Here is a 21,809-nt window from a genome sequence, read left to right as displayed (position 1 = left end):
TGCCCGCTCGACCCGCTCCGTGCCGCTCACCGCGCTCAGCCCCGCCCGTTCCCGGCATCGGCGCGCCCGCCGTCCCCGACCGCAGTCGTGCCCGTCGTCCTCGCGCCGGTCCCGCGCGCGGCGGCCTCGTTGTCGGCGTGCTCCTGGTCGAGCATGGGCAGATCCTCGGCCGTCACCATGAGGGTGGCCACGGCGTGCTCCACGAGCGCGGTGCGCCGGTTGGAGGCCGCGCCCCCGGCGCGCCCGCCGCGCAGTCCCCGCACGCCCACACGGTCGAGCTTCTCGCAGACGTTGTCGAGCTTGCGATTGAACTTGGTCAAGGGCCATCCCAGGCGCGCGGCGGCGGCGGACGACGACGGGATCTCGGCGGCCCCGGTGCCGGCGCGCCGCAGCACCGGCTCGGACAGGGCGAGGACGAGCAGCAGCTGGGACTTGGTCATCGGAGTCACCCCGATGGTGGTCTGGCCGGTGGACTGCTGGACGCCGTCGATCCCCGAGAAATGCTCCTCGCCGGCGGTGATGAGATCGATCTCGTAGGTCGTCGGCCCCGCGGAGAAGGTGAGGATGACGCGCTGGAAGACCAGCGGCAGGCGGGCGCCCGGGGCGAGTCGGGACTGCACCAGTCCGTCGCCGTCGGTCAGCGTCGCGGACAGGCGAGTGCCCTCGTTGGCGATCCACCACAATCCGCTCTCGTGCGCCAGGACGAGGAAGCGCCGGTGGAGGTAGGGGTTGTCATCGATGTCGAGATCCCCGCCACGGCCGATGACGAAGGCGTCATCCGTCCCGATGCGGTGGATCTCGCCCGAGAAGTCGAGGACGAGCTCGTCGGGGCGGTCCGGATCGATCTCCGGCCGCTCGGTCCAGGTCAGATCACTCATAGGAGGTCTCCTTGCTGTTCAGGAGCAGTATGCAGGGCTCGAGAGCGCGAGTGCTCGGGCAAGGCTGTTCAGCCGCTGGATCAGGATAACGGGCAGACGGCCGCCGAACGGCTAGATGGGTGGTTCGACCCGCAGCGCGACACCGTCCCCGACGTCCAGCAGGTCCCCCACGTACAGCGGCGTCGGCAGGGCCGGCGCGAGCAGGACCGCCGGCATCCCCGGTCGCAGGAGCACCGTGCCATTGTTGGAGCTCAGGTCGCGTGCGAGCACGTTCCAGCCCGCCGTGGTGATCGACAGGTGGGAGCGCGAGACCAGGTGGGTGGGGCTCGGCACCTCCAGGAGCAGGGCGCCGGGCTCGCCCCCCGGCTGCTCGCGCGGCGCGCGCCCGACGACGATGTCCCCGCGCACGGGCACGCTCATCCCCGTGGACAGGGCGAGCATGGCCAGGACCGGCCGCGGCACGGGAACGAGCTGTCCGCTCAGGGGCGCGGGGCAGCACAGGCAGACGTGGGCGTCCGGCGGGTTGGCATGGCCCACGACGCAGATGGCCGCCGTGATCATGGGGACGGGCACGACCTCCTGGACAAGAGCGCCCGTTGAGGCCGAGGGCTCTGACGGCGCCGAGGGCGGGGACCCGGAGTCCGGTCCCGGCGCCCCGATCGGTCCCGCCCGTCCCCGGGCGGACGACGCGAACGGCACGGGCGACGCCGCATCGCCCTCCCGGTCCGCCGCGCTCCCGTCCGGAGCGCCGGAGCCGCCCGTCTCCTCCGCGGCGCGGGCGGGCGCGGACGACTCGGGAGGCGAACTCGCGGCAACGCGTCGACGGCGGCGCCCCGACCCCGGCTCGGGCTCGGGGTAGCGCGAGATCGGCTCGGGCGGGAGCGCAGTCGAGGAGGGAGCGGCGGACGCCTCCCGCGGGACCTCGCGATCCGCGAGCGCGTCGTCGGCGCCGGGGGCGTCGTCGGCATCGGGCCCGATGCTCATCGGCAGATCGTCGGGATCGATCCACACCCCGGTCTCGGCCGCGCTCGGGCAGTCCGATGTGACGAACTCAACAGAGTCGGAGGAATCGGGGGAATCGGCGGTCCCGGCCGCGGTCGGGCCGGTGAGCGCCGCGCCCACGGCCGGCCGCAGGGCCTCGGGCGGCCCCCCGACGGCGAGGGCCGCGGGACTCACCAGGGTCTGCGGGGGGAAGGCGGGCGGTACCGCGGCCGGACGCATCCCCGCGTACCCGGCCGTCCCGGCGGAGTCGTCGGCGACCGCCCTCGCAGCCTCCGGGCATCGGAGCCGAGCGGTGCTCGCAGGCTCGTCGGCGGTGGCGGCGGAGGCGACCGCGGGAGGGAGGGGGTCGTCCGATCCCCGGGCGCGCCGAGCCCGCGGAGCCTCCGGAGTCAACGGCTCGGCGGGTCCGCCCAGCGCCTCCAGCACCGCCCGCGCCGCCTCCGACGGGGCCCCCGGGGCCAGAAGCGCCTCCCCCCAGCGGCCGACGACGCGTTCCGGAACGCCCACGACGCCACCCGCCGGCGTGCTCCCGTGGGCCCCAGGACCCCCGGGACCCGCAGGAGCGCCCGGGCTCGCGGGGCTCACAGATCCGACTCCGGGACGAGATCGACGACCAGGGCGGTGGTGTTGTCATGGCCACCGGCCTCGAGCGCAGCGGCCACCGCCGCCTCGGCCGTGTGCTGCGGGCGCATCCCGGCGCCGAGAACAGTGGCCAGAGCCTCGTCGTCGAGCTCGTCGCTCAGACCGTCGGAGCAGATGAGCAGGCGATCCCCGTTCTGAGCGGGCGTGATACGGGTCTCCGGAACGGCCTCCTGGTCCAGCCCCGCCCCCAGCGCCCGGGTGACGACATTCTTCCGGGGGTCGCGCCGGGCCTGATCCCGCGTGAGCTGACCGGCGTCGATGAGCGCCTGGACCTGGGAGTGGTCGTGGGACATCTGGGTCAGGACTCCGGAGCGCAGAAGGTAGACTCGCGAGTCGCCGATGTTGAATGTGATCCATGTCGCCGCCCCGGTCCGGTGCGCCAGGACGGCGCCGGCCACTGTGGCCCCGGGCCGGTGGGCCGCGTGCGAGGGGATCGCGGCGACCGCCTCACCGGCCGCGAGCACGGCCTCGACGATGACTCGCTCGTCGGCGACGACGGAACCGGACAGCGACGCGAGGGCGCTCAGAGCGGCCCGGGTGGCGGCGCGTCCGGCCGCGTGCCCGCCCATGCCGTCCACCACGACGAACGCGGGCGGCAGGGCGAGATAGCCGTCCTCGTTGACACTGCGCAACCGCCCGACATCGGTGGCCGCCCCGACGACGGGGACCAGGGCGTCGCCCTGCGGCCGGGGCGTGGCCGGGATCTCGCTCATGAACATCTCCTCGATGCTGGGGCGGCGGCCGGGGCGCGATCACGGCCGACGGTTGAATGGCGCCGACGATACCTGCACGGGCGCGACTCGGCTCACCTCAGGTAGGCTCTTTGAAGACCGGTACCCACCGGTGACCCGTTCCGTCTCCCTATGAATAACGTCCATACGGCACCAGGCGTGCACGGCGGGAACCGTGAACTTGTGGAGGACTCACCTCATGTCTCAGGCTCAGGACGACCTCGTCGCCGCGGCGAGCAACCCCGATGCGGAGCTCGCGACGCTGCACGAGCTCGCCAACAACTATCCGGGTCTGCGCCCCTACATCGCGGCGAACCCGCGTACCTACCCGGCGCTGCTGGAGTGGCTCGGCACGCTCGGCGATCCCGCCGTCGACGCCGCTCTGGCCCGGCGCTACGGTCCTGCGCAGCCGCTGACGACCGCCGCCGCCGACGGCTCCACCCAGGTCCTGTCCGCCGGGCAGATCGGGCCCCAGTCCCCCCAGGGCCCGGGCCAGCAGCAGCCCCTCGCCGAGACGCAGTACCAGCAGCCCACCCAGGCCACCCAGGCCATCCAGCAGACGCAGTACCAGCAGCCCACCCAGCCGCAGGCCACCCAGGCCATCCAGCAGACCCAGTACCAGCAGCCCACCCAGGCCATCCAGCAGACGCAGTACCAGCAGCCCACCCAGGCCGCCCAGCCGCAGTACGCCCAGCCGCAGTACGCCCAGCCCCAGTACGCCCAAGCCGCCCAGCCGGAATACGCCCAGGCCCCCCAGCAGCAGGCCGCTCAGCCGACCCCGGAAGGCCTGTTCGGCATCGGCGAGGCGGCCGAGGAGGAGGACGCCGGGCCCCGCCCGACCCTGTGGCTGTGGATCCTCGGCGCCATCGCCATCGTCGCCGTGGTGGCGCTCGTCGTGTGGTTCGTCCTGTCGAATCACGGCGGCGGGAACAACGCCGATGATGACGGGGATCAGACGGGCACCTCGCAGCAGGCGGACGACCCCACGAGCGACAGCCCCTCGAAGAAGCCCACCCCGTCGGCGTCGGCCTCCCCCACACCGAGCCCCTCGGCCAGCCCCTCGCAGAAGCTCGTGGCCCCCGCGCCGGCCGATGCCGTCGAGATGAGCTCCTTCACGGCTCCCAGCGGCAACATCACCTGCACGTTGGGGACGGACTCGGTCAGCTGCACGATCAAGGACCACAGCTTCGTGCCCCAGGACGCCTCCTGCGGGAACTCCTCGAGCGCGCCCGTCACATGGACCGTCGGGAAGGACGGCGTGGCCAGCGGCAGCTGCGGCTCGTCCTTCGCCGGCTCGGGCGCGTCCCTCAACTACGGCTCCGCCGCGAAGAACAGCACCTTCGCCTGCACCTCGTCGGAAGACGGCATCGAGTGCTGGAGCCAGATCAGCGGGCAGGGCTTCAAGATGTCCCGCGAGGACTCGAAGTCCACCAAGCAGTCCGGCCAGCGCTGACGGGGCCGACACGCAGTCAGCACGAAGTCAGCACCGACAGAACTAACGGGACTGACGGGAGGCCGGCGTCGCCTCCGCCTCTCCCGCCCCTCCCGCGAGCGCGCCCACGACCGATCCAGACAGGCCCATCGACCCATGTCCTCCACCTACGGGCGGATCCTGCGCATCCCCGGCGCGGCCCCCTTCTCCATCGCGGGGCTCCTGGCGAGGTTCCCCATGTCGATGCAGGGGATATCGACCATTCTCGCCGTCCGGGTCCTGTACGGCAGCTACTCCGCGGCGGGGATCGTCTCCGCGGCGAACATCGTCGCGGCGGCCCTGGGCGCGCCCGTGCTGGCGCGGCTGGTGGACGAGCACGGGCAGTCCAAGGTGATGCTGCCGGCGCTGACGGTCTCCAGCGCATCCCTGCTCGGCCTCGTTCTGGCCACTGGGGCGCGCGCCGACCTGCGAGTGCTCATCGTGCTGGCGGCGCTCGCCGGCGGCCTGTCCGGCTCCATGGGATCGCTCGTGCGCTCGCGATGGACTGCGATCGTCACCCGCCCGGAGGACGTGCACACGGCCTTCTCGCTCGAGGCCGCCTTCGACGAGGTCGCCTTCATCATCGGCCCGGTTCTGGCCACGGCCCTGTGCACCTCGTCCGTTCTGCCGGTCACCAGTGGATGGTTCGTCTCGCTCATCCTCCAGCTCGGCGGCGGAGCGTGGTTCCTGTCCCAACGCGGGAGTGAGCCCGCGCCCCATCCGCGGCGCCGCCGCGCGCGCCCGGCGGACGCGTCGCGGGACGAGCCCGCCGAGGAGGCCCGGGAGGATGCCGACGCCCAGCCGCAGCGATCGGTGCCGCGCCATGGCGCGGTGCTCGCCGTCCTCGTGGCCTTCCTGTTCTCGGGGGCGCTATTCGGTGCGAACGACGTCGCCGCGGTGGCCTTCGCCACCGAGGCGGGGCGCACGTCGGCCTCGGGGATGCTGCTGGCGGCGTGGTCCATCGGATCGCTCACGGCTGCGCTGGTCTACGGAGCGCGCTCCTGGGGGTGGCCGCTGTGGAGGCAGTTCCTCGCCGGCACGGCTGTGCTCGCCGTCGGTGCCTCGGCCCTCCCGTTCGCCCCGGGCCTGGTGGCGCTCGGCGCGCTCATGGCCGCCACGGGCATGGCGATCGCTCCGACCATCACGACCGGCAACAACATCGTCCAGGTCACCGTGGCGCCCTCCCAGCTCACCGAGGGGCTGGCGTGGATCAGCACATCGCTGAACGTCGGGGTGTCGCTGGGATCGATGCTGGGCGGCCGCGCGGTCGACGCAGGGGGCAGCCGTGGCGGGTACCTGGTGGTCGCCGTCAGCGCCTGGCTCGCCGTGGCGGCGACTCTGGCCGGGCTGCCGGTCCTGCGCCGAGCGCGCAAGCATCTCAGCCTGCCGCGCTGATCGCGCCGATGACGCCGCGGCGTTCCTCGGCACCGCCGACCGCCGCGCCGCGGGCGCCCCTCGGAGCGCGGAACCGGACCGATCTCGAGCCGGAACCGGACCGATCTCGGCGAAGGGGACGAGAGCGAGGTGAGGAGGGGCACGGGGGCGACGCCGTAGACTCCGACGAGTGGACGAGAGCATGCGGAACGAGACGACCACCTCCCGTCTCGGCGCGGCCCGACTGCTGACCTCCTGCCCGGCCCGGGTCCTGGGCTGGGTCGCTCTCCTGGCGAGCGCCTATCCCTGGCTGTGGAGCAAGGACGGCCTCCGAGCGTTCAAGCTCGACGCGTGGGTGTACTACCACGGCATCGAGCAGTGGCAGAGGGGCGGGAGCCTGTACGACTGGTACGCCAATCCCACCGAGCGCCTGTGGCCCTTCACCTACCCGCCCTTCGCCGCCTGGGCGCTGAAGCCCCTGACCTGGGGCGACGATCGCACGGCCCAGGTGCTCATGGTCCTGGCCACGCCGGTGTGCACCGCGGTGACGGCCTGGGCGACCGCGCGCGCCCTGGGAGCCGGGGGGCGGGCGGCACGGGCCATGGCGCCATGGCTCGCGCTGGCGGGCGTGCTGCTCCTGGAGCCGGTCTACAAGACCATGGAGTACGGGCAGGTCAACGCGATCCTCATGATGCTGGTCGCCGTCGACCTGCTGGCGCTGCCCGAGGGATCGCGCTGGCGCGGCGTGGGCTCGGGGCTGGCGGCGGCACTCAAGCTGACGCCGACGATCGCGGTGGTCGTCCTGCTGGCGCGCCGCGAGTGGAGGGCCGCAGCCACGATGGTCGGCACCGCGGCCGCGGCGACGGTCCTGTGCTGGTGCGCCTGGCCCGCCGAGTCCGCGCAGTTCTTCTTCTCCGCGATGCTCGATCCTTCCCGCGCGGGATTCCCCGACTACGCGGGCAACCAGAACCTCAAGGGCGCGGCCGCCAGGTGGCTGCCCGAGCAGGCGTGGACACCGGCGTGGGCGCTCGCCGTCATCGCGGTCGCCCTGGGCGCCTGGCTGCTGCTGCGCAGGCTGGCAGCGGCGCCGGGCGCCGGGGCCGGATCGCCCGACGACGGGACCGAGCCGCCCGGCGCCGGGACCGGATCGCCCGACGACGGCCTCCTCCTGTCGCTGCAGGTGAGCGTCGCCATGACCGCCGGCCTGCTGATCTCCCCGATCTCCTGGTCGCACCACTGGGTGTGGTGCCTGCCCGCCCTCATGAGCCTGGCGACGGCCGCGTGGCGCTGGTGCTCGCCCGCCCTGGCGACCTCCGCCCTGGCGGGCGCGGCCGTTCTCGCCCTGGCGATGCAGTGGTGGTTCCCGGGGCAGAACCATGTGGAGCAGAACTGGTCCTTCGCCGCCACCGTCGTCGGCTCGTCCTACACCTGGTGGGCGCTGGCGACCGGCGTCGTCCTGTGGACGGCAGCGGGACGCGTCGCACGCGCACCGCGGGTTCCTCCCCGACGCGTCCCGGACGGGGGCCGGGCCCCGTAAGATCGGCTCGTGCCACTTTTCGACGTCATCCGCGCCGTTGAGGACCGGTTCCACCGGGACGTGATCCCCGTGCTCAGGCGGCGCGGCTGGCGCCCGCGCGTCATCGCTTACGACGGCTACGGCTCGGCCCGCCCCGAGCACGCGGGCCGCGATCTCCTGCGCGCGCGGGCCGACGGCGGAGCGGCGACGTCGGACATGGCCCGTGTGCTGGCGCGCATGGTGCTGCGTCCGCGGCGCGCCCCCGCCGAGGGCCCGCTGTTCCGCTCCGTGCCCGAGGGGGTGCCCACGACGGTGCGCGACGTGCAGGACGTGCGCGAGCTGGCCGCCACCAACCTCCTGGAGGCCCAACGGGGGTGGCGTCTGTTCGTGGACGCCCCCGTGCCCTACCTCCCCGTGACGATCCGCTTCGGGGCGGTGAGCGTGCGCACCCGGGCGGATCAGGAGGGGTACATCGACGTCGTCGTGCGCGGGCACGGCCTGGGGCCCGGCTGGCACGAGGCGCGCATCGAGGCGACCGGCGCCGGCACGGTGACCACCCGGATCCTGATCGTGGCGCCCGGCCCGCGCCTGGGCATCGTCTCCGATATCGACGACACGGCCATGGTCTCGCACGTGCCGCGCATGTTCGTCGCCGCCTGGAACCAGCTGGTGAAGTACACCTCGTCGCGCGAACCGGTGCCGGGCATGGCCGAGCTGCTCACCCGGATCGAGCGGGCGCACCCGGGCACGCCCGTCATCTACCTGTCGACCGGCGCGTGGAACGTCGTGCCCACCCACCGCTCCTTCTTCGAGCGCCACGGCTTCCCCGCGGGCCCGATGCTCATGACCGACTGGGGCCCCACCAACACCGGGCTGTTCCGCTCGGGGATCGAGCACAAGCGCACGGAGCTGCGGCGCCTCATGATCGACCTGCCCGACGTGACCTGGCTCCTGGTGGGCGATGACGGGCAGCACGACCCGCTCATCTACGGCGAGGCCGCCCGCGAGCACTCCGACCGCGTGGCGGCCGTGGCGGTGCGTCGACTGACGCCGACCGAGCAGGTGCTGGCCGGGACGCAGCTCGCCCATCCCATGGGCCTGGGGCCGGAGGCGCGCACGCTCGCGGAGGCGGACGTGCCCGTGGTCGTCGGCGCGGACGGCTACGAGCTGGCTCGTCTGCTGCCGCCCGGGATGCTCGGCGGCGAGTCGATCGCCGGGGAGTCGGAGGGACGGGCGACGGCCTGAGCGGAGCCGGAGCGGGGCAGACCGCGCCCGAGGCCCCCCGCGCCCAGTAGGCTCTGCCCCGGTACCGCCACCAGTGTGAGGAGATCGTCATGGCCAGCAAGCTGCCGTTCATCATCGGCCTGGGAGCCGGATACGTCCTGGGAACGCGAGCCGGCCGCGCGCAGTACGAGCGCATGAAGACCGCCGCGTCCCGCGCCGCGTCGCGGGTCGCCGAGAGGCCCTTCGTACGGGAGAAGGTCGATGCCGCCTCCAGCCGGGCGGGCCGGTTCGTGCGTCGGCAGGGCGAGGTCGTCACCGACAAGGTCGCCGACGCCGTCAAGGATCGCCTCTTCCGCGGCACGGCGGCGGGCCCCGCTCCCGCCTCCCCCGCCGTCCGCGTCGACGACGCCGAGGTCCGCCCCCTCGACTGAGCCCGGCCCCGGCGTCGCCGCCCCGACGAATCGCCCGAGTCCGCCCGCCCGAGTCGCTCAGCGCGCCCCGTTCGCCCCGGCGCCGGACCCGCTCACAGGTCCTCGACGTCGAGGGGCTTGCGCCGCCGCAGCGGCTCGGGCGCCCGGCGGCGCGGCAGCAGCGCTCGGCGCCAGCCCGAGAGCGCCGTGCCGCCGCGAAGGAGCGTCAGGTCCCTGGCACGGGCGGCGAGGGTCGGAACGCCGGCCGCCGGACGATCGGCGCGACGCCTCTCCCGGTCCCCCACCACCGGCAGTCGCCACGAGCGCCAGTAGGCCAGCAGGCAGGTCCCGGCCCCGACCAGCGTGGCCGCCGGCATCGCGTAGGCGTCCGGCAGGTTCGTGCGGACGACGACGACCACCGTCCCCGCGGCGCACAGGGCGGGGACGGCGTAGAGCTTGTTCCCGCCGAACACGGCCGGGGTCTCGCCCACGGACACGTCGCGGATCATCGAGCCGCCCACCGCCGTCAGGCATCCCAGCAGCAGCGCGGGCATGACGCCCAGCCCGTTGCCCAGCGCCTTGGCCGCACCGGTGGCGGCCCACGTGCCCAGAACCACGGCGTCGGCGACGACGAGGAAGCGGCGGGCGAACCGGGAGGTGAAGGGCACCCACCAGGCGACCAGGGCCCCGGCGCAGGCGGTGTAGAGGTAGTACGGATCCGTCAGCGCGAACGGAGGGCCGGCCTGGATCATGACGTCCCGCAGAATGCCGCCGGCGGTCGCGGTGAGTATGGCCAGGACGGCGAAGCCCACCAGGTCGAAGTTCTTCCGCCTGGCGATGAGCCCGCCGAGGATGCCGTTGAGGAGCACGCCTGACAGGTCGAGGACGCGGAAGGTCTCCGGCAGCGTGTCCGGGATCGCGATCTGGGCGGGGAGCACGCGGCCACCCTAACCAACCCGGCCGTCCCGACCGGCCACCCCCGGCCACGCGTCCCCGGGCCCGCGCGGCGGCTCCTCCTGCGGACCGGCGGGCGGAGTCGAGGAGGCCGAGTGCCGCACGGGGGCGCCCCCTCCGCGGCACGAGCCTGTCGCCACCGGGAGAGTCGTCGGGCGTGTCTATCAGAAGGGGCGTCGGGAGGGTTATGACGCAGGTGGACCTCATGGACCGTCATCGACAAAACTCGCCGCGTGCCCTCGTCACGCTACACCCCTCCCAAGGACCTGAGCGCCTACGCCTGGCTGTCCATCTCGGCGGCGCTGGCCACCATCGCCCTCAAGGCCTTCGCGGCCTGGATCACCGGCTCGGTCGGCCTGCTCTCCGACGCCGCGGAGTCGGTGGTCAACCTGGTGGCCGCCATCGTGGCGCTGGTCGTCCTGAAGATCTCGATCAAGCCGGCCGACGACGACCACCAGTTCGGCCACTCGAAGGCCGAGTACTTCTCGGCCATCACCGAGGGCGTCATGATCTTCATGGCGGCGGCATTCATCATCATCTCCGCGATCGAGCGGCTCGTCGCCCCCGTCATGCCCGAGCGGCTGAGCGCGGGCCTTCTCATCTCCGTGGGGGCCTCCGTCATCAACGGGGCCGCGGCCTGGGTGCTCCACCGGGTGGGCAGGCGCGAGCACTCCGCGACGCTGGTGGCCGATGCCACGCACCTGGCCACCGACGTCGTGACCTCCGCCGCCGTTCTGCTGGGCGTGGGCCTCGTGGCGGTCTTCGACTCGCCCGTGCTCGACGCGATCGTCGCCCTGGGCGCGGGCCTGAACATCATGTGGACCGGGTTCAAGCTCATCAGCGAGTCCGTGGCAGGCCTCATGGATGTGGCGCCCGGACGGGAGGCGCAGGAGCGGATCGAGGCGGTGCTGGGGCGGCACCGCCTCGACGGGCGGATCGACTTCCACGCGGTGAGGGTCCGCGAGGCGGGCAACCGGCGCTTCGCGGAGATGCACGTGCTCGTGCCGGGCACGTGGAGCGTGAAGGAGGGGCACGACTTCACCGAGCGCATGATCGACGAGCTGGTCGAGGTGGACCCGAACCTGCGGGTCTCGGCCCACCTCGAGCCGATCGAGGACCCCAAGAGCTACGAGGACGTCGAGGACGTCTGAGGCGCGAGCCGGGTGGCAACGGGCTCGGGGTCACCGCGCCGACGGTGGCCGTGGAGCGGGGAGACCGCCGGGAGGAAACCGCTGCGAACGGCCTCCGGCCTCAGCCGCGGCCCTCTCGGACGTCGACGAGAGGGCGGTCGTCGCACGCGCTCATCCCCGATCCATGAGCCGGCGCAGCGGGCCGTCGACGGCCATGAGCTCGTCGGGACCGCCGTCCTGGACGACCCGGCCGTCGTCGAGCACGACGACGTGGTCGGCCCCGTCCACGTGGGCGAGCCGATGAGTGACCTCGATCACCGTGCACTCGCGCGCCCACCGGCGCACCGAGGCGCGCACGGCGGCGTCGAGCCCGGGATCGAGGTGGCTGGTGAACTCGTCGAGGATCAGCACGCTCGGACGGGCGAGCAGGGCGCGGGCCAGTGCCAGGCGCTGACGCTGGCCGCCCGACACCGTCGCGCCGCGCTCCCCGATGAGCGTGTCGTAGCCGGCCCGCATCGCCTCCACGTCGTCGTGGACGCAGGCGGCGCGGCAGGCGGCGACCACCTCCTCGTCATCGGCGTCCGGCCGGGCGAGCCGGACGTTGTCGGCCACCGAGGCCCGGAAGAGGTGGGCCCGCTGGGGCACCAGGGCGACCTCCCGGCGCAGCGAGTCGCCGGTCAGCTCCGCCGCATCGACGCCGTCGATCGCCACTCGCCCGTACTGCGGCACGTCGGTGCGCACCGCGAGTCCGGCCAGGGTCGTCTTGCCCGAGCCGGAGGCGCCCACCAGGCACGTCCACTCCCCCTCGGCCGCGCGCAGGCTCACGCCGTGCAGCGACGCCGAGCCCGCCCCGGGGTAGGTGTAGACGACGTCCTCCCAGCTGACGTCATGGGCGGGGCGCGCCGCGAGCTCGTGCTCGCCGTCGGGGACCTCGACGGGCGAGTCGACGAGCTCGTAGACCCGCTCCGCGGCGGCGAGGGAGGACGACAGCGCGGCGGCGAGCTCCTCGACGGCCCGCACGGTCTCGGCCAGGCGGACGAGACCGGCCACGGCGGCCGCGAGCGCGGCGGCGCCGATATCCCCGGAGCGCACCCGGGGGGCGCCGACGGCGAGGACGGCGAGCGGTCCGGCCAGCACGAGCAGCGCGACGGCCCCGCGTCGTACCGCGGCCCACACGGCGGCGGGCCGGCCCGCGCGCGCGACGTCGTCGTCCAGGGCGGCCGTCTCCGCCAGGCGCTCGTCGGCGCGACCGTAGCCGACGATCTCGCTCAGTCCCTGGATCGAGTCGGTCACGTGCTGGGTCAGCGCCGCCCGGGCCTCTGCCGTGCGGCGCGCGGAGGCCAGGCCGTGACGCCTGCCGGCCAGGGGCACGACCGCCAGGGCGCCCAGGAGGAAGGGCAGCGCGACCGCCGCCAGCTCCCAGGAAACCCCGGCGCCGATGGCGACCAGCACGGTGACGGGCACGACGACGGCCGAGACCACGGGGGCGATGGTGTGGGCGAAGAAGACCTCGATGCGGTCGACGTCCTTGGTGGCGCGGGCCAGGAGGTCCCCCGAGCGGGAGGTGGCGCTCACTCGGGGGGCGCGCGGGATGAGGGCGCGGAAGATCTCGCCGCGCAGCAGCTCGAGGGCCTTGAAGGCCACGAAGTGGCCCGTGAACTGCTCGCCGTAGCGCAGCGCCCCCTTGGCCAGGCTCATGACGGCCATGGCGCCGAGCGCGGTCCACGGGGAGGGGACCGGCCCGCCGGAGGCGAGCGCCGTCCCGGTCGACACGACGGCGTGAGCGCCCAGGGCGAAGAGCCCGACGCCCAGCAGGAGGTCGGCGACGCGGCACAGGGTGGAGCAGAGCAGCGGCGCCAGGACCGGGCGGGTGACCCGCAGCAGCCATCCGATGACCACCGTCCGGGTCGGGGGCGGGATGCGTTCCGCCGCGCGCGTCGGGGGCGCGGCCGGCCCGGCGGCCGAGATCGTCGAGGGCTCTTTCATCGCGGCTGCGGTCACGGCTCAGCCCTCCTTCGTCACGGGGTCCGGGGTGCCCCCGGCGGGCACCGGGTCCGGGGCGTCCCCGGCGGGCACCGGGTCCGGGGCGTCCCCGGCGGAGGGACCGGTCGGGCGGGCCGGGCCCGTCGCGCTCACCGCGCCGTCGGCGACGCGCACGACCCGGTCGGCGGTCACGAGCGCGCCCGCGCGATGGGAGACGGTCACGACGGTGCGGCCCCGCGCGAGGCGGCCGATGGCCTCGACGATCCGGGCCTCGGAGTCGAGGTCGACCTGACTGGTGGGCTCGTCGAGGATGAGCAGGGGGCGATCGGCGAGGAAGGCGCGCGCCAGGGAGACGCGCTGCGCCTGACCGCCGGACAGTCCCAGCCCCTGCTCCCCCAGGAGGGTGTGCAGGCCCTCGGGCATGCGGCGGACCTCGTCGGCCAGGCCCGCGGTCTCCAGGGCCCGCCACAGGCGTTCGTCGGCGGCGCCTGGGTCGGCCAGGCGGAGGTTGTCGGCGATGGTGCCGGTGAACAGCCAGGTGGACTGGGCGACGACGGCGCTGGCGGCGCGGATGGCGTCCTGGGTGCCGGCGGTCGAGGCGGTGCCGGCGACGCGCACGGTTCCGGCCGCGGGCAGCAGGTCCCCGCTGACCAGGGCGACGAGCGTCGATTTGCCCGCTCCGGAGGGTCCGACGACGGCGATGCGCTCGCCGGCCTCCACGGTCAGATCGACGCCGGCCAGAACGGGGCCGGGATCGCCGGGGGCTCGATAGGCGCCGCCCTGGGCCTTGCCGGAGCCGGGGCCGCCGGAGGGCTCGGGATCACCGCCGTGCGGATGCGCCGCCGCCCGCGCCGCCCCGGCGGGCCGATGCGCAGCGGACCCGTGCGCGCCTGCCCCGGACGCAGCGCCCGCTCCCGCCGGGGTCCGGGCGGCCCCGGGCGTGGGCGCTCCGCCGCCGGCCCAGGAGGCCGTCACGCCCGACAGCACGAGCGCGGGCCCGTCGTCGTCCGCCGTCTCGGGGACGGGCGGCAGGCCGTCGTCGGGCTCGGCGCCGCGGCTGCGCTCGACGGACAGCAGGCGGCGCATGACGCGCTGGTTGGCCATGCCCCCCATGCCCACGTAGAAGAAGGCGCCCACGTGGTCGAGGGGCTCGAGGAGCACGTAGCCCACCAGTGCGATGGCGACGGCGTCGCCCGCTCCGATGGCGCCCGAGGACAGTCGCTCCAGGGCCATGCCGACGGCGGCCGTGACGAAGAACAGGGAGAACAGGCAGTCGGTGACGAGGATGACGAGCTGGTTGCCGGCCAGCAGGCCCATGACCGCCCGGCGGTTGTCCTCCCCCGCGCGGCGCAGGCGGATGGCCCGGCGGCGCGCGGCCCGGGCGAGGGTGAGGGCGGTCAGTCCCTGAATGGCGTCGAGGTACTCGGCGGCGAGCCTGAAGCGCTGGGCGCGCGACCGTGCCGAGGACCGCCGGAGTCGGGAGTAGAGGCCGATGATGGTGCCGGGCACGAGGACGACGGCGACCGCGAGCACGGCGGCCGTCGGCCAGTCGACCGCGACGGCGAGCAGCACCAGGACGAGCGCCGGGGACAGGGCCGCGGCGACCGTGGGGGCCAGGAAGGTCTGCCGGTACAGCGCCACGCGCTCGGCGCCGTCGGTCAGCAGGGAGACGGTCGCCCCGGAGCGGCTCTCCGCGGCATGGGCGGGACCGAGGGACAGGAGGTGGTCGAGCAGGCGCGCGCGGATCGCACCCTCCTGCTCGGCGGCGCTGGAGCGGGCGATCGCCTCGACGGCGAGGCGCCCCGCGCTGGCGACGACGGCGGCCGCCGCCGCGGAGGCGAGACGGGGGCGCCAGTCCCCGGCACCGGCGCCGGGCAGGAGCGCGCCGAGGCTGCGGCCGAGACCGATGAGGGCCCATCCCTGGGCGAGGCCGGCGACCAGGGTGAGAGCGGAGGAGACGGCGTTGGCGCGTCGCCCGGCGGACGTGCCGACGCGGGTCCCGCCGAACGCGCCGGGCCTCGCGGCTCCACCGCCCCGGCGGCCGCGTCGAGGAACGGGGCGGACGGTCTCCGGTGTCATGGGGCCTCCTGAACGGTGGTGAGCCGCGGGGGCCCAGAGGAAGCGTCGATGATAGGCGCGCCTAACCCCGCAGCAGGAAGATCGTATGACACGACGCGACGTCCGCGAAGAGCCGACGGGACGCCGACAGGCGCTCGCGACGACGCGCTCCGCCGTCGTCGCGAGCGCCTGTCGGCGCGTCGGAGCGAGTCCGACGACGGCGCCGTCAGCCCCGTCCCGGCTCGCCCTCCGACGCGACGGCGCGAGCCCGCGCGGCCAGGTGGGCCATGACCCCGCCGATGAACGCGTCCCCCAGGCCGATCGTCGTGGGCGATGACGTCCGCGCGTCGTAGCCGGGCGCGATCAGCACCCCGGCCCGTCGCAGCTCGGGGGCGGCCGCCAGCGCGAGTCCGACCGGTTCCCGCGGCGAGACGGCGACGGCGTCGTACTCCGCCCGACCGTAGCGGTCGCCGTTGACGAAGCGCGTGGAGGCCATGAGGCACCCGGCCCGCGCCGCATCGCGGTACAGGCCCGCCTCGGCGCCGATGCAGGCCGCGTACCGGCTGGTGTGGACCATGACGGTCGGCGATCCGAGGATCTCCCCGAGCCCCTCCATCATGGCCGCCACATCACCGGGCGCCGTCAGGTCCATCTGCCGCCCCAGGTACTGCCGGGCCTCATCCTCGTTGAGCGAGTGGGCATCGGCCAGCGACGGCACGGTCTCCAGCACGACCGCCCGCAGGGCCTCGTCGTGGAACCCGGCGTCCTCGTAGACGACCGGCACCGCCCGCGGCACGTCGCGGAGCATGCCGGCCAGCTCCGCGAGCCTCGCCCGCAGCTCGTCGGCCGACTTCATCGTGTTGAGGCCCGAGATGAGGACCGCCGACGCCCCCCGCAGAACGGCGGGGAGCTCCCGGCTCAGCACCATGCGCTCATTCGGCTCGTCGTTGACCAGGATGACGCGGTTGGGACGACCGGCCACGATCGTCGCATCGGCCAGCCGCACCGAGGCCCCGCGGGGGTACTGGACGATGACGTGCGGGTCCAGCGAGTCCTCCTCGGCGCTGCACGTCCACGCCACCCCCGCCGGCAGGCGACGGCGCACCTCGTCGCTGATGGAGACCAGGTGAACGGTCGAATCGACGCCGACGCGGCTCATGGCGAGCGCCGCCCGCACGCAGGTCCCACCCAGCGTCACCTCATGGCCGAAGCGGGCGCCGAAGGCGAGCAGCTGCTCCTTGTCCTCCACGTAGCACTCGCAGCCGCGCGCCCGGCGCATCGACCGGAGGATCGCCACCACGACGCCGCGCCCATCGGCGACGACCGACGGCGGATCCTCCTCGACCTCGGCGAGATGGATCCCGTGGTCGTCGACGAGCCGCTGGAACGCCGCGGCGTCCCACTCCAGCTCGTAATCGACCGTCCCACCGAGTCCGAGAACGATGCGCCCCGTCATGTCAGCCCCCGCTCAGAACAGGTCGGCCTTGCCCGCCGACTCGAACAGGTCGATCTTCTGCGCCGCGCACTGGCGCAGGGCCTCCTCGCAGGGCGGCTCGATCGCGTTCGGCTCCCGCAGGTGGACGTCCTGAAGCACCTCGCGCATGCGCTGGAAGTACGCGGCCTTGATGTCGGAGGAGATATTGATCTTGTTGATCCCGCCGTGAACGGCCCCCGCGATCTCCGTGTCCGAGTTGTTCGAGCCGCCGTGAAGCACCAGGGGGATCCCCAGGCGCTCCTTGATCCGCGCCAGCAGGTCGAGCTTGAGCTCCGGCTTGACCTCGGAGGGGTAGAGCCCGTGCCGCGTCCCGATCGCGATGGCGAGGGAGTCCGCGCCCGTGGCCTCGATGAAGCGCTCCGCGTCGTCCGGGTCGGTGTACAGGATCTCCTCCGACCCCGTCTCCCCGTACTTGTCCGAGACCCCGATCGTCCCCAGCTCGGCCTCCACCGACACCCCGACGGCGTGGGCCGCCCGAACGACGCGCGAGGTCTGCGCGACGTTCTCCTCGAACGGGGCGAAGGACTTGTCGATCATGACGGAGGTGAAACCGCTCTGAATCGCCAGCAGCACCTGCTCGTAGGTGGCGCCGTGGTCCAGGTGGATGGCGGTCGGGACCGAGGACCTGTGCGCGATCAGCGCGATGGAGGCCAGCATCTCCGGGCGGATGTGGCTCAGCTCGTCCGGGTGGATCGCGATGATGTGCGGCGAGCGCCTCTCCTCGCACGTGTCCACGACGGCGCGGAGCATCGAGTAGCTCGAGATGTTGAACGCCGGGACCGCGAAGCAGTGCTCATGAGCGACGGCGAGAATATCGTTACCAGTGGTCAGCATATGGGTTCTACCTTTCTGTGTGTGCCGCCAAGCTCAGCTCTTGACGGATCCAGCGGTCATGCCACCGATGAAGTAGCGCTGGAAGAATACGAAGAGGAGGATGACCGGGATGGAGCCGAGAACGGACATCGCCATCATCTCGTTCCACTCGTAGGAGTGCTGCCCCATGAGCAGCTGAATTCCGATCGGGACCGTGCGCATGTTATTCGTCCTGGTGAGCGTGAGCGCGAACAGGTACTCATTCCATGCGATCATGAACGTGTAGATCCCCACGGAGACGATTCCGGGCACCGAGATCGGGACCAGCACCTTCCACAGGGCTCCGAACGAGGATGTCCCATCGACCTTGGCCGCCTCATCGAGCTCGCGCGGCAGGGTGTTGAAGTAGCCGGTCAGCATGATGATCGCGTAGGGGAGGGTGAACACCATGTAGGTCAGGATCAGGCCCTGATAGGTGTTGTACAGCTTGAGGCCGACCATCAGCCCGAAGAACGGGATCAGCAGGGTGATCGGCGGAACCGCCTGCACCGAGACGACGACGACGTTGATCAGCCTCTTGGCCAGGAAGTCGAACCGGCTGAACGCGTAGGCCGCCAGGATGGCGACGACGAGGGTCAGCACGGTGACGGACAGCGCCACGAAGTAGCTGTTGATGAAGAACCGCATCTTCCCCGCGTCGTGGAAGATGGAGGCGTAGGCCGCGAAGGAGGAGCCCTCCTCGATGAGCCGGGGCGGGCTGGAGAAGATCTTCGCATTCGGCTTGAAGGAGGAGACGAGCATCCACAGCACCGGGAACGCGGCGAACCCGCCCCCGAGCAGCAGGCCGGCCCATGTCCCGATCCGGCTCGCGAGCCGACGCCGTCTCTTCGAGTTCCTCGACATCATGATCAATCCCTCGCTCTCTGACTGCGGACGTAGAAGAACGCCAGGATCATCGACAGGACCAGGACGATCACCGCGCTCGCGGACGCGCCGGCGAAGTCGTACTCGGAGAATGCGAGCTTGTAGGTGAACGTCGAGAGCATCTCGGTGGCGCTGAGCGGGCCGCCGCCGGTCGTCATCCAGATCAGCGCGAACTGCTGGGACGTCCAGATGAGGTCCAGCAGCGCCATGGAGACGATGATCGGCTTGAGCTGGGGGATGGTGATCGACCAGAACCTCCTGACCGGTCCGGCCCCATCGACCTCCGCTGCCTCGTAGAGGTCGCGGGGGATCCCCTGGAGACCCGCCAGGATCGAGATCATGAAGAACGGGTACCCGGACCAGATGTTGATGCAGGTGACCACGGCCAGGGCCGACCCCGGATCGGCCAGCCACTCGTGCTGGCTCGATATCGCCCCGATGCCGGACAGGATCGCGTTGACGATCCCGTTGGGGTTGAGCAGGAGGCGCCAGAGGATGGCGACGATGGCGATCGTCAGGAGCCAGGGCAGGACGAACAGCGTGCGGAAGATCGTCTTCGTCGCGCGCGAGACCGACTCCGAGTTCAGGAGCATGGCGAAGCCGAGGCCGATGATCATGTGCGCCACGACGCTCGCACCGACGAACCAGAACGTGTTCGACAGCGCGGTGCGGAACTTCGCCCCGGTGAGGATCTCGACGTAGTTGCGCAGCCCGACGACATGCGACTGGCGGACGGTGATGACGCCGTCCATGAGGGAGTAGCCGATGACCATGACGATCGGCACGACCATGAGGACGACGAGCAGGAGGATCGTCGGGGAGAGGTAGGCGTAGGGCACCAGGGCCCGCTTGAGGCGCTCCCGTCGCGGCAGGGCGCGGGGCGCGCCGCCGCGCGCCGAGGGCGCCCGATCGCCCGAGCGCCCCGGGCGATCCGCTCCGGGTCCGGGCTCAGAACTTCTCATCCCAGGAGCCCTGTGCGTTGGAGAGCATGGTGTCGACGTCGATCGTGCCGCTGAGGTAGCTCTGGAACTGCTCGTCGAACTCGCGCATGAGGGTCTCGGAGACCGGCAGCCCGGTGAACTCGTTGGCGGGAGTGCCCGATCCCCAGATCTCGAAGGCCTTCTTGAACATCTCGTCGCTGTTGACGAACTCGGGGGTGGCCTTGCTGTTGCCGGGGAAGGCCTTGGCGTCGTTGGCGAGCTCGGCGTTGACGTCCGCCCCCATCAGGAAGGCCACGAGCTTCCACGCCGCGGCGGCGTGCTCGGTGGTCCCGGACACCCCGATCCCCCACGAGGCGTACGGCATGCCGCGCTGCCCGGAGTACCCGGCGGCGGCCGGGATGGCGGCGATGTCGAAGGCGAGGTCCGGGTTGCCCTGGCGGATGGTGTTCACGTGCGCGAGGGAGTCGATCATCAGGCCGACGCGCCCGTTGGTGAAGTCCTCGACCTTGTCCTGCTCCTTCATGGTGAAGGCCCCCGGGGAGACGACGCCGTCGTCCCACAGCTTCTTGATGAACTCCGAGGCGCTCTTGACGTCGGCGTTGCCCTTCAAGCTGGGCTTGCCGTCGCCAGTCAGCATCGAGCCGCCCGAGGCCCAGACCCAGGACATGACGTCGTTCTGGATCCCGTTGGGCGCCTCGAGGGACAGCGGGAGCGCCCATCCGGACACGTCTCCCCCGGTGACGGCCTTCGCGGCCGCGGCGAAGTCATCGCGGGTGGCGGGGATCCCGCTCACGCCCGCCTTGGTCAGCAGGTCGGTGTTGGCGAACATCGGGTAGACGAAGTTCACCACCGGGATCATGTAGGTCGCGCCGTTCACCTGGATCTGGCTCGCCAGCTCGGAGTCGTCGTACCCCTCCTGCCCCATCAGGGCGGTCAGGTCGGCGATCGCCCCCTGCTTGGCGAAGTCGTTGACCCAGGCGCCGTCGATGCCCACGACGTCCGGCATGGTGCCGGCGGCCGCCCCGGCCACGAGCTGCTCCTTGGTCGAGGCGTAGGGCCCCGAGAGCAGCTCGACCTTGATCCCCGGGTTCTGCTCCTCGAACTTGTCCATCAGAGCGCGGAAGGTGCCGTCGGGGAGCTCGGGCTCCCACCACTGCGCGAACTCGAGGGTGACATCCCCTCCCGCACCGCCTCCTGAGCCGCAGCCCGCGAGCCCCATCGCCGTCATGGCGGTCACGACGGCAGCGAGCTGCCCAAATTCACGTCGACGCATCGTTCACTCCATCATCGTTGATTCGAGTCGCGGCATTGTGCGTTTTTCTGCTAGTTCATGCCGCCGGAGAGGATAGTAGCGCGACTTCTTGCACTTGTCGACCGTCCCCTAGATAACGCGCCCGCAACGAACGGCACATACGCGCACAGATCCGCTACCCTGCTCTCATGAGCGATGCATCCCGACTCCCTGCCGGCCGCAAGGCCGACGTCGCCAAGCACGTCGCCGAGCACGGGCAGGTGACCGTCACCGCCCTCGCCGAGCACTTCGCCGTCTCCGCCGACACCATCCGCCGCGATCTGGACCAGCTCGACTCCGAGGGGCTCATCATCCGCACCCACGGGGGCGCCATGTCGAACTCGGCGATCCCCTGGCACGACACGGGGCTCGACGACCGCTCCCGGCTCCAGCCCGATCAGAAGGAGCAGATCGGCCTGACCGCCGCCGAGCTCGTCGAGGACGGCAGCGTGCTGTTCATCAACGGGGGAACGACGACGCTCGCGCTCGTCAAGCACCTGAGCCGCCGCCGCGAGCTCATCATCGCGACCAACTCGCTGCGCGTGCCCGCGGAGATCAGCGCCGACGCCTGCCGCGACCTGTACGTGATCGGCGGGCACGTCAGGCTGTCGGGGCAGGTGACGGTCGGCCCCGTCGTCTTCGCCAGTCCCGTCTCCGGCGTCGAGACGGACATCCGAGTCGATCTCGCGCTCCTGGGGGTGGGCGCCATCGACGCCGGCGGCATCTCGACGTCCAACCTGGCCGAGGCGGCCATGCTCGCGCAGATGGCCTCCCGGGCCAGGAAGGTGGCCGTCCTCGCCGACTCCACCAAGCTCGACCGCCGTCTGTTCGCGACGATCGGAGGGCTGGAGATCGCCGACTACCTCGTGACCAGCACGGCCCCCACGGGCGCGTTGGGCAAGGCCCTCGCCAAGAGCTCCGTCGAGGTCCTGGCGCCGGACACCAAGCATCGACTCAAGCACCGAGACTGAG

At 72.5% G+C, this 21,809-nt stretch carries 18 protein-coding genes; 7 read left to right on the top strand and 11 right to left on the bottom strand.

Annotated elements, in window-relative coordinates; translation table 11 throughout:
• Positions 1-35: 35 nt before the first annotated feature.
• The 3 genes from G448_RS15510 to G448_RS0106875 all read right to left on the bottom strand — a co-directional run bounded on the left by G448_RS15510 (position 36) and on the right by G448_RS0106875 (position 3,235).
• Positions 36-878 carry a hypothetical protein gene (locus tag G448_RS15510; RefSeq protein WP_051268707.1) on the bottom strand — a complete coding sequence of 281 codons (843 nt, stop codon included), beginning with the start codon at positions 876-878 and terminating at the stop codon, positions 36-38.
• A gap of 111 nt (positions 879-989) precedes the next feature.
• Positions 990-2,387: an FHA domain-containing protein gene (locus tag G448_RS0106880; RefSeq protein ID WP_245572228.1), complete on the bottom strand. Its 1,398-nt coding sequence runs from the start codon at positions 2,385-2,387 to the stop codon at positions 990-992.
• 74 nt (positions 2,388-2,461) lie between these two features.
• A complete protein-coding gene (locus G448_RS0106875; RefSeq protein ID WP_026407390.1) occupies positions 2,462-3,235 on the bottom strand; it encodes a PP2C family protein-serine/threonine phosphatase in 774 nt (257 codons plus the stop codon).
• A 217-nt stretch (positions 3,236-3,452) separates the two neighbouring features.
• Here G448_RS0106875 and G448_RS0106870 point away from each other — a divergent pair, with 217 nt between their 5' ends.
• The 5 genes from G448_RS0106870 to G448_RS0106850 all read left to right on the top strand — a co-directional run bounded on the left by G448_RS0106870 (position 3,453) and on the right by G448_RS0106850 (position 9,269).
• Positions 3,453-4,706 (top strand): variant leucine-rich repeat-containing protein, encoded by a 1,254-nt coding sequence (locus G448_RS0106870; RefSeq protein WP_026407389.1) that lies wholly within the window; start codon positions 3,453-3,455, stop codon positions 4,704-4,706.
• A 135-nt stretch (positions 4,707-4,841) separates the two neighbouring features.
• The gene (locus G448_RS0106865) at positions 4,842-6,119 is read left to right on the top strand and encodes an MFS transporter (protein ID WP_026407388.1); all 1,278 of its coding nucleotides are present in this window, start codon (positions 4,842-4,844) and stop codon (positions 6,117-6,119) included.
• A 169-nt stretch (positions 6,120-6,288) separates the two neighbouring features.
• Positions 6,289-7,635, top strand: a complete 1,347-nt coding sequence (locus tag G448_RS0106860; protein ID WP_026407387.1) for a glycosyltransferase 87 family protein — start codon at positions 6,289-6,291, stop codon at positions 7,633-7,635.
• Between the two features lie 9 nt (positions 7,636-7,644).
• A complete protein-coding gene (locus G448_RS0106855) occupies positions 7,645-8,859 on the top strand; it encodes an App1 family protein phosphatidate phosphatase (protein WP_026407386.1) in 1,215 nt (404 codons plus the stop codon).
• Positions 8,860-8,948: 89 nt separating this feature from the next.
• On the top strand, positions 8,949-9,269 hold the full coding sequence (locus G448_RS0106850; RefSeq protein WP_026407385.1) for a hypothetical protein: 321 nt from the start codon (positions 8,949-8,951) through the stop codon (positions 9,267-9,269).
• Positions 9,270-9,361: 92 nt separating this feature from the next.
• On the opposite strand, the gene G448_RS0106840 is transcribed toward G448_RS0106850, so the two are convergent.
• Positions 9,362-10,186: a trimeric intracellular cation channel family protein gene (locus G448_RS0106840; protein ID WP_026407384.1), complete on the bottom strand. Its 825-nt coding sequence runs from the start codon at positions 10,184-10,186 to the stop codon at positions 9,362-9,364.
• A gap of 249 nt (positions 10,187-10,435) precedes the next feature.
• Between G448_RS0106840 and G448_RS0106835 the strand changes: the two genes are divergently transcribed.
• The gene (locus G448_RS0106835; protein ID WP_026407383.1) at positions 10,436-11,353 is read left to right on the top strand and encodes a cation diffusion facilitator family transporter; all 918 of its coding nucleotides are present in this window, start codon (positions 10,436-10,438) and stop codon (positions 11,351-11,353) included.
• Positions 11,354-11,503: 150 nt separating this feature from the next.
• Here G448_RS0106835 and cydC read toward each other — a convergent pair whose 3' ends face one another.
• The 7 genes from cydC to G448_RS0106800 all read right to left on the bottom strand — a co-directional run bounded on the left by cydC (position 11,504) and on the right by G448_RS0106800 (position 20,819).
• Positions 11,504-13,333 (bottom strand): thiol reductant ABC exporter subunit CydC, encoded by a 1,830-nt coding sequence (gene cydC, locus G448_RS0106830; RefSeq protein ID WP_342663534.1) that lies wholly within the window; start codon positions 13,331-13,333, stop codon positions 11,504-11,506.
• 3 nt (positions 13,334-13,336) lie between these two features.
• On the bottom strand, positions 13,337-15,394 hold the full coding sequence (locus G448_RS15505; RefSeq protein WP_051268703.1) for an ATP-binding cassette domain-containing protein: 2,058 nt from the start codon (positions 15,392-15,394) through the stop codon (positions 13,337-13,339).
• Between the two features lie 205 nt (positions 15,395-15,599).
• Positions 15,600-16,829, bottom strand: coding sequence for an ADP-dependent glucokinase/phosphofructokinase (locus G448_RS0106820; protein WP_026407381.1), 1,230 nt, complete (start codon positions 16,827-16,829; stop codon positions 15,600-15,602).
• A gap of 12 nt (positions 16,830-16,841) precedes the next feature.
• Complete coding sequence (locus tag G448_RS0106815; protein ID WP_026407380.1) at positions 16,842-17,702, bottom strand: ketose-bisphosphate aldolase; 861 nt, start codon at positions 17,700-17,702, stop codon at positions 16,842-16,844.
• Positions 17,703-17,735: 33 nt separating this feature from the next.
• A complete protein-coding gene (locus G448_RS0106810; protein WP_245572227.1) occupies positions 17,736-18,587 on the bottom strand; it encodes a carbohydrate ABC transporter permease in 852 nt (283 codons plus the stop codon).
• Positions 18,588-18,589: 2 nt separating this feature from the next.
• Complete coding sequence (locus G448_RS0106805) at positions 18,590-19,567, bottom strand: carbohydrate ABC transporter permease (protein WP_026407378.1); 978 nt, start codon at positions 19,565-19,567, stop codon at positions 18,590-18,592.
• Entirely contained in the window at positions 19,554-20,819 is a 1,266-nt protein-coding gene (locus G448_RS0106800; RefSeq protein WP_026407377.1) for an ABC transporter substrate-binding protein, read from the bottom strand. The genes G448_RS0106805 and G448_RS0106800 overlap by 14 nt, the downstream gene beginning before the upstream one ends.
• A gap of 167 nt (positions 20,820-20,986) precedes the next feature.
• Here G448_RS0106800 and G448_RS0106795 point away from each other — a divergent pair, with 167 nt between their 5' ends.
• Entirely contained in the window at positions 20,987-21,808 is an 822-nt protein-coding gene (locus G448_RS0106795) for a DeoR/GlpR family DNA-binding transcription regulator (protein ID WP_026407376.1), read from the top strand.
• Position 21,809 lies beyond the last annotated feature (1 nt).

This window comes from Actinomyces gerencseriae DSM 6844, assembly GCF_000429265.1.
Taxonomy (GTDB): domain Bacteria; phylum Actinomycetota; class Actinomycetes; order Actinomycetales; family Actinomycetaceae; genus Actinomyces; species Actinomyces gerencseriae.
Note: the sequence above shows the minus strand (reverse complement) of the source record. Positions and strands in the feature narration are given on the sequence as shown.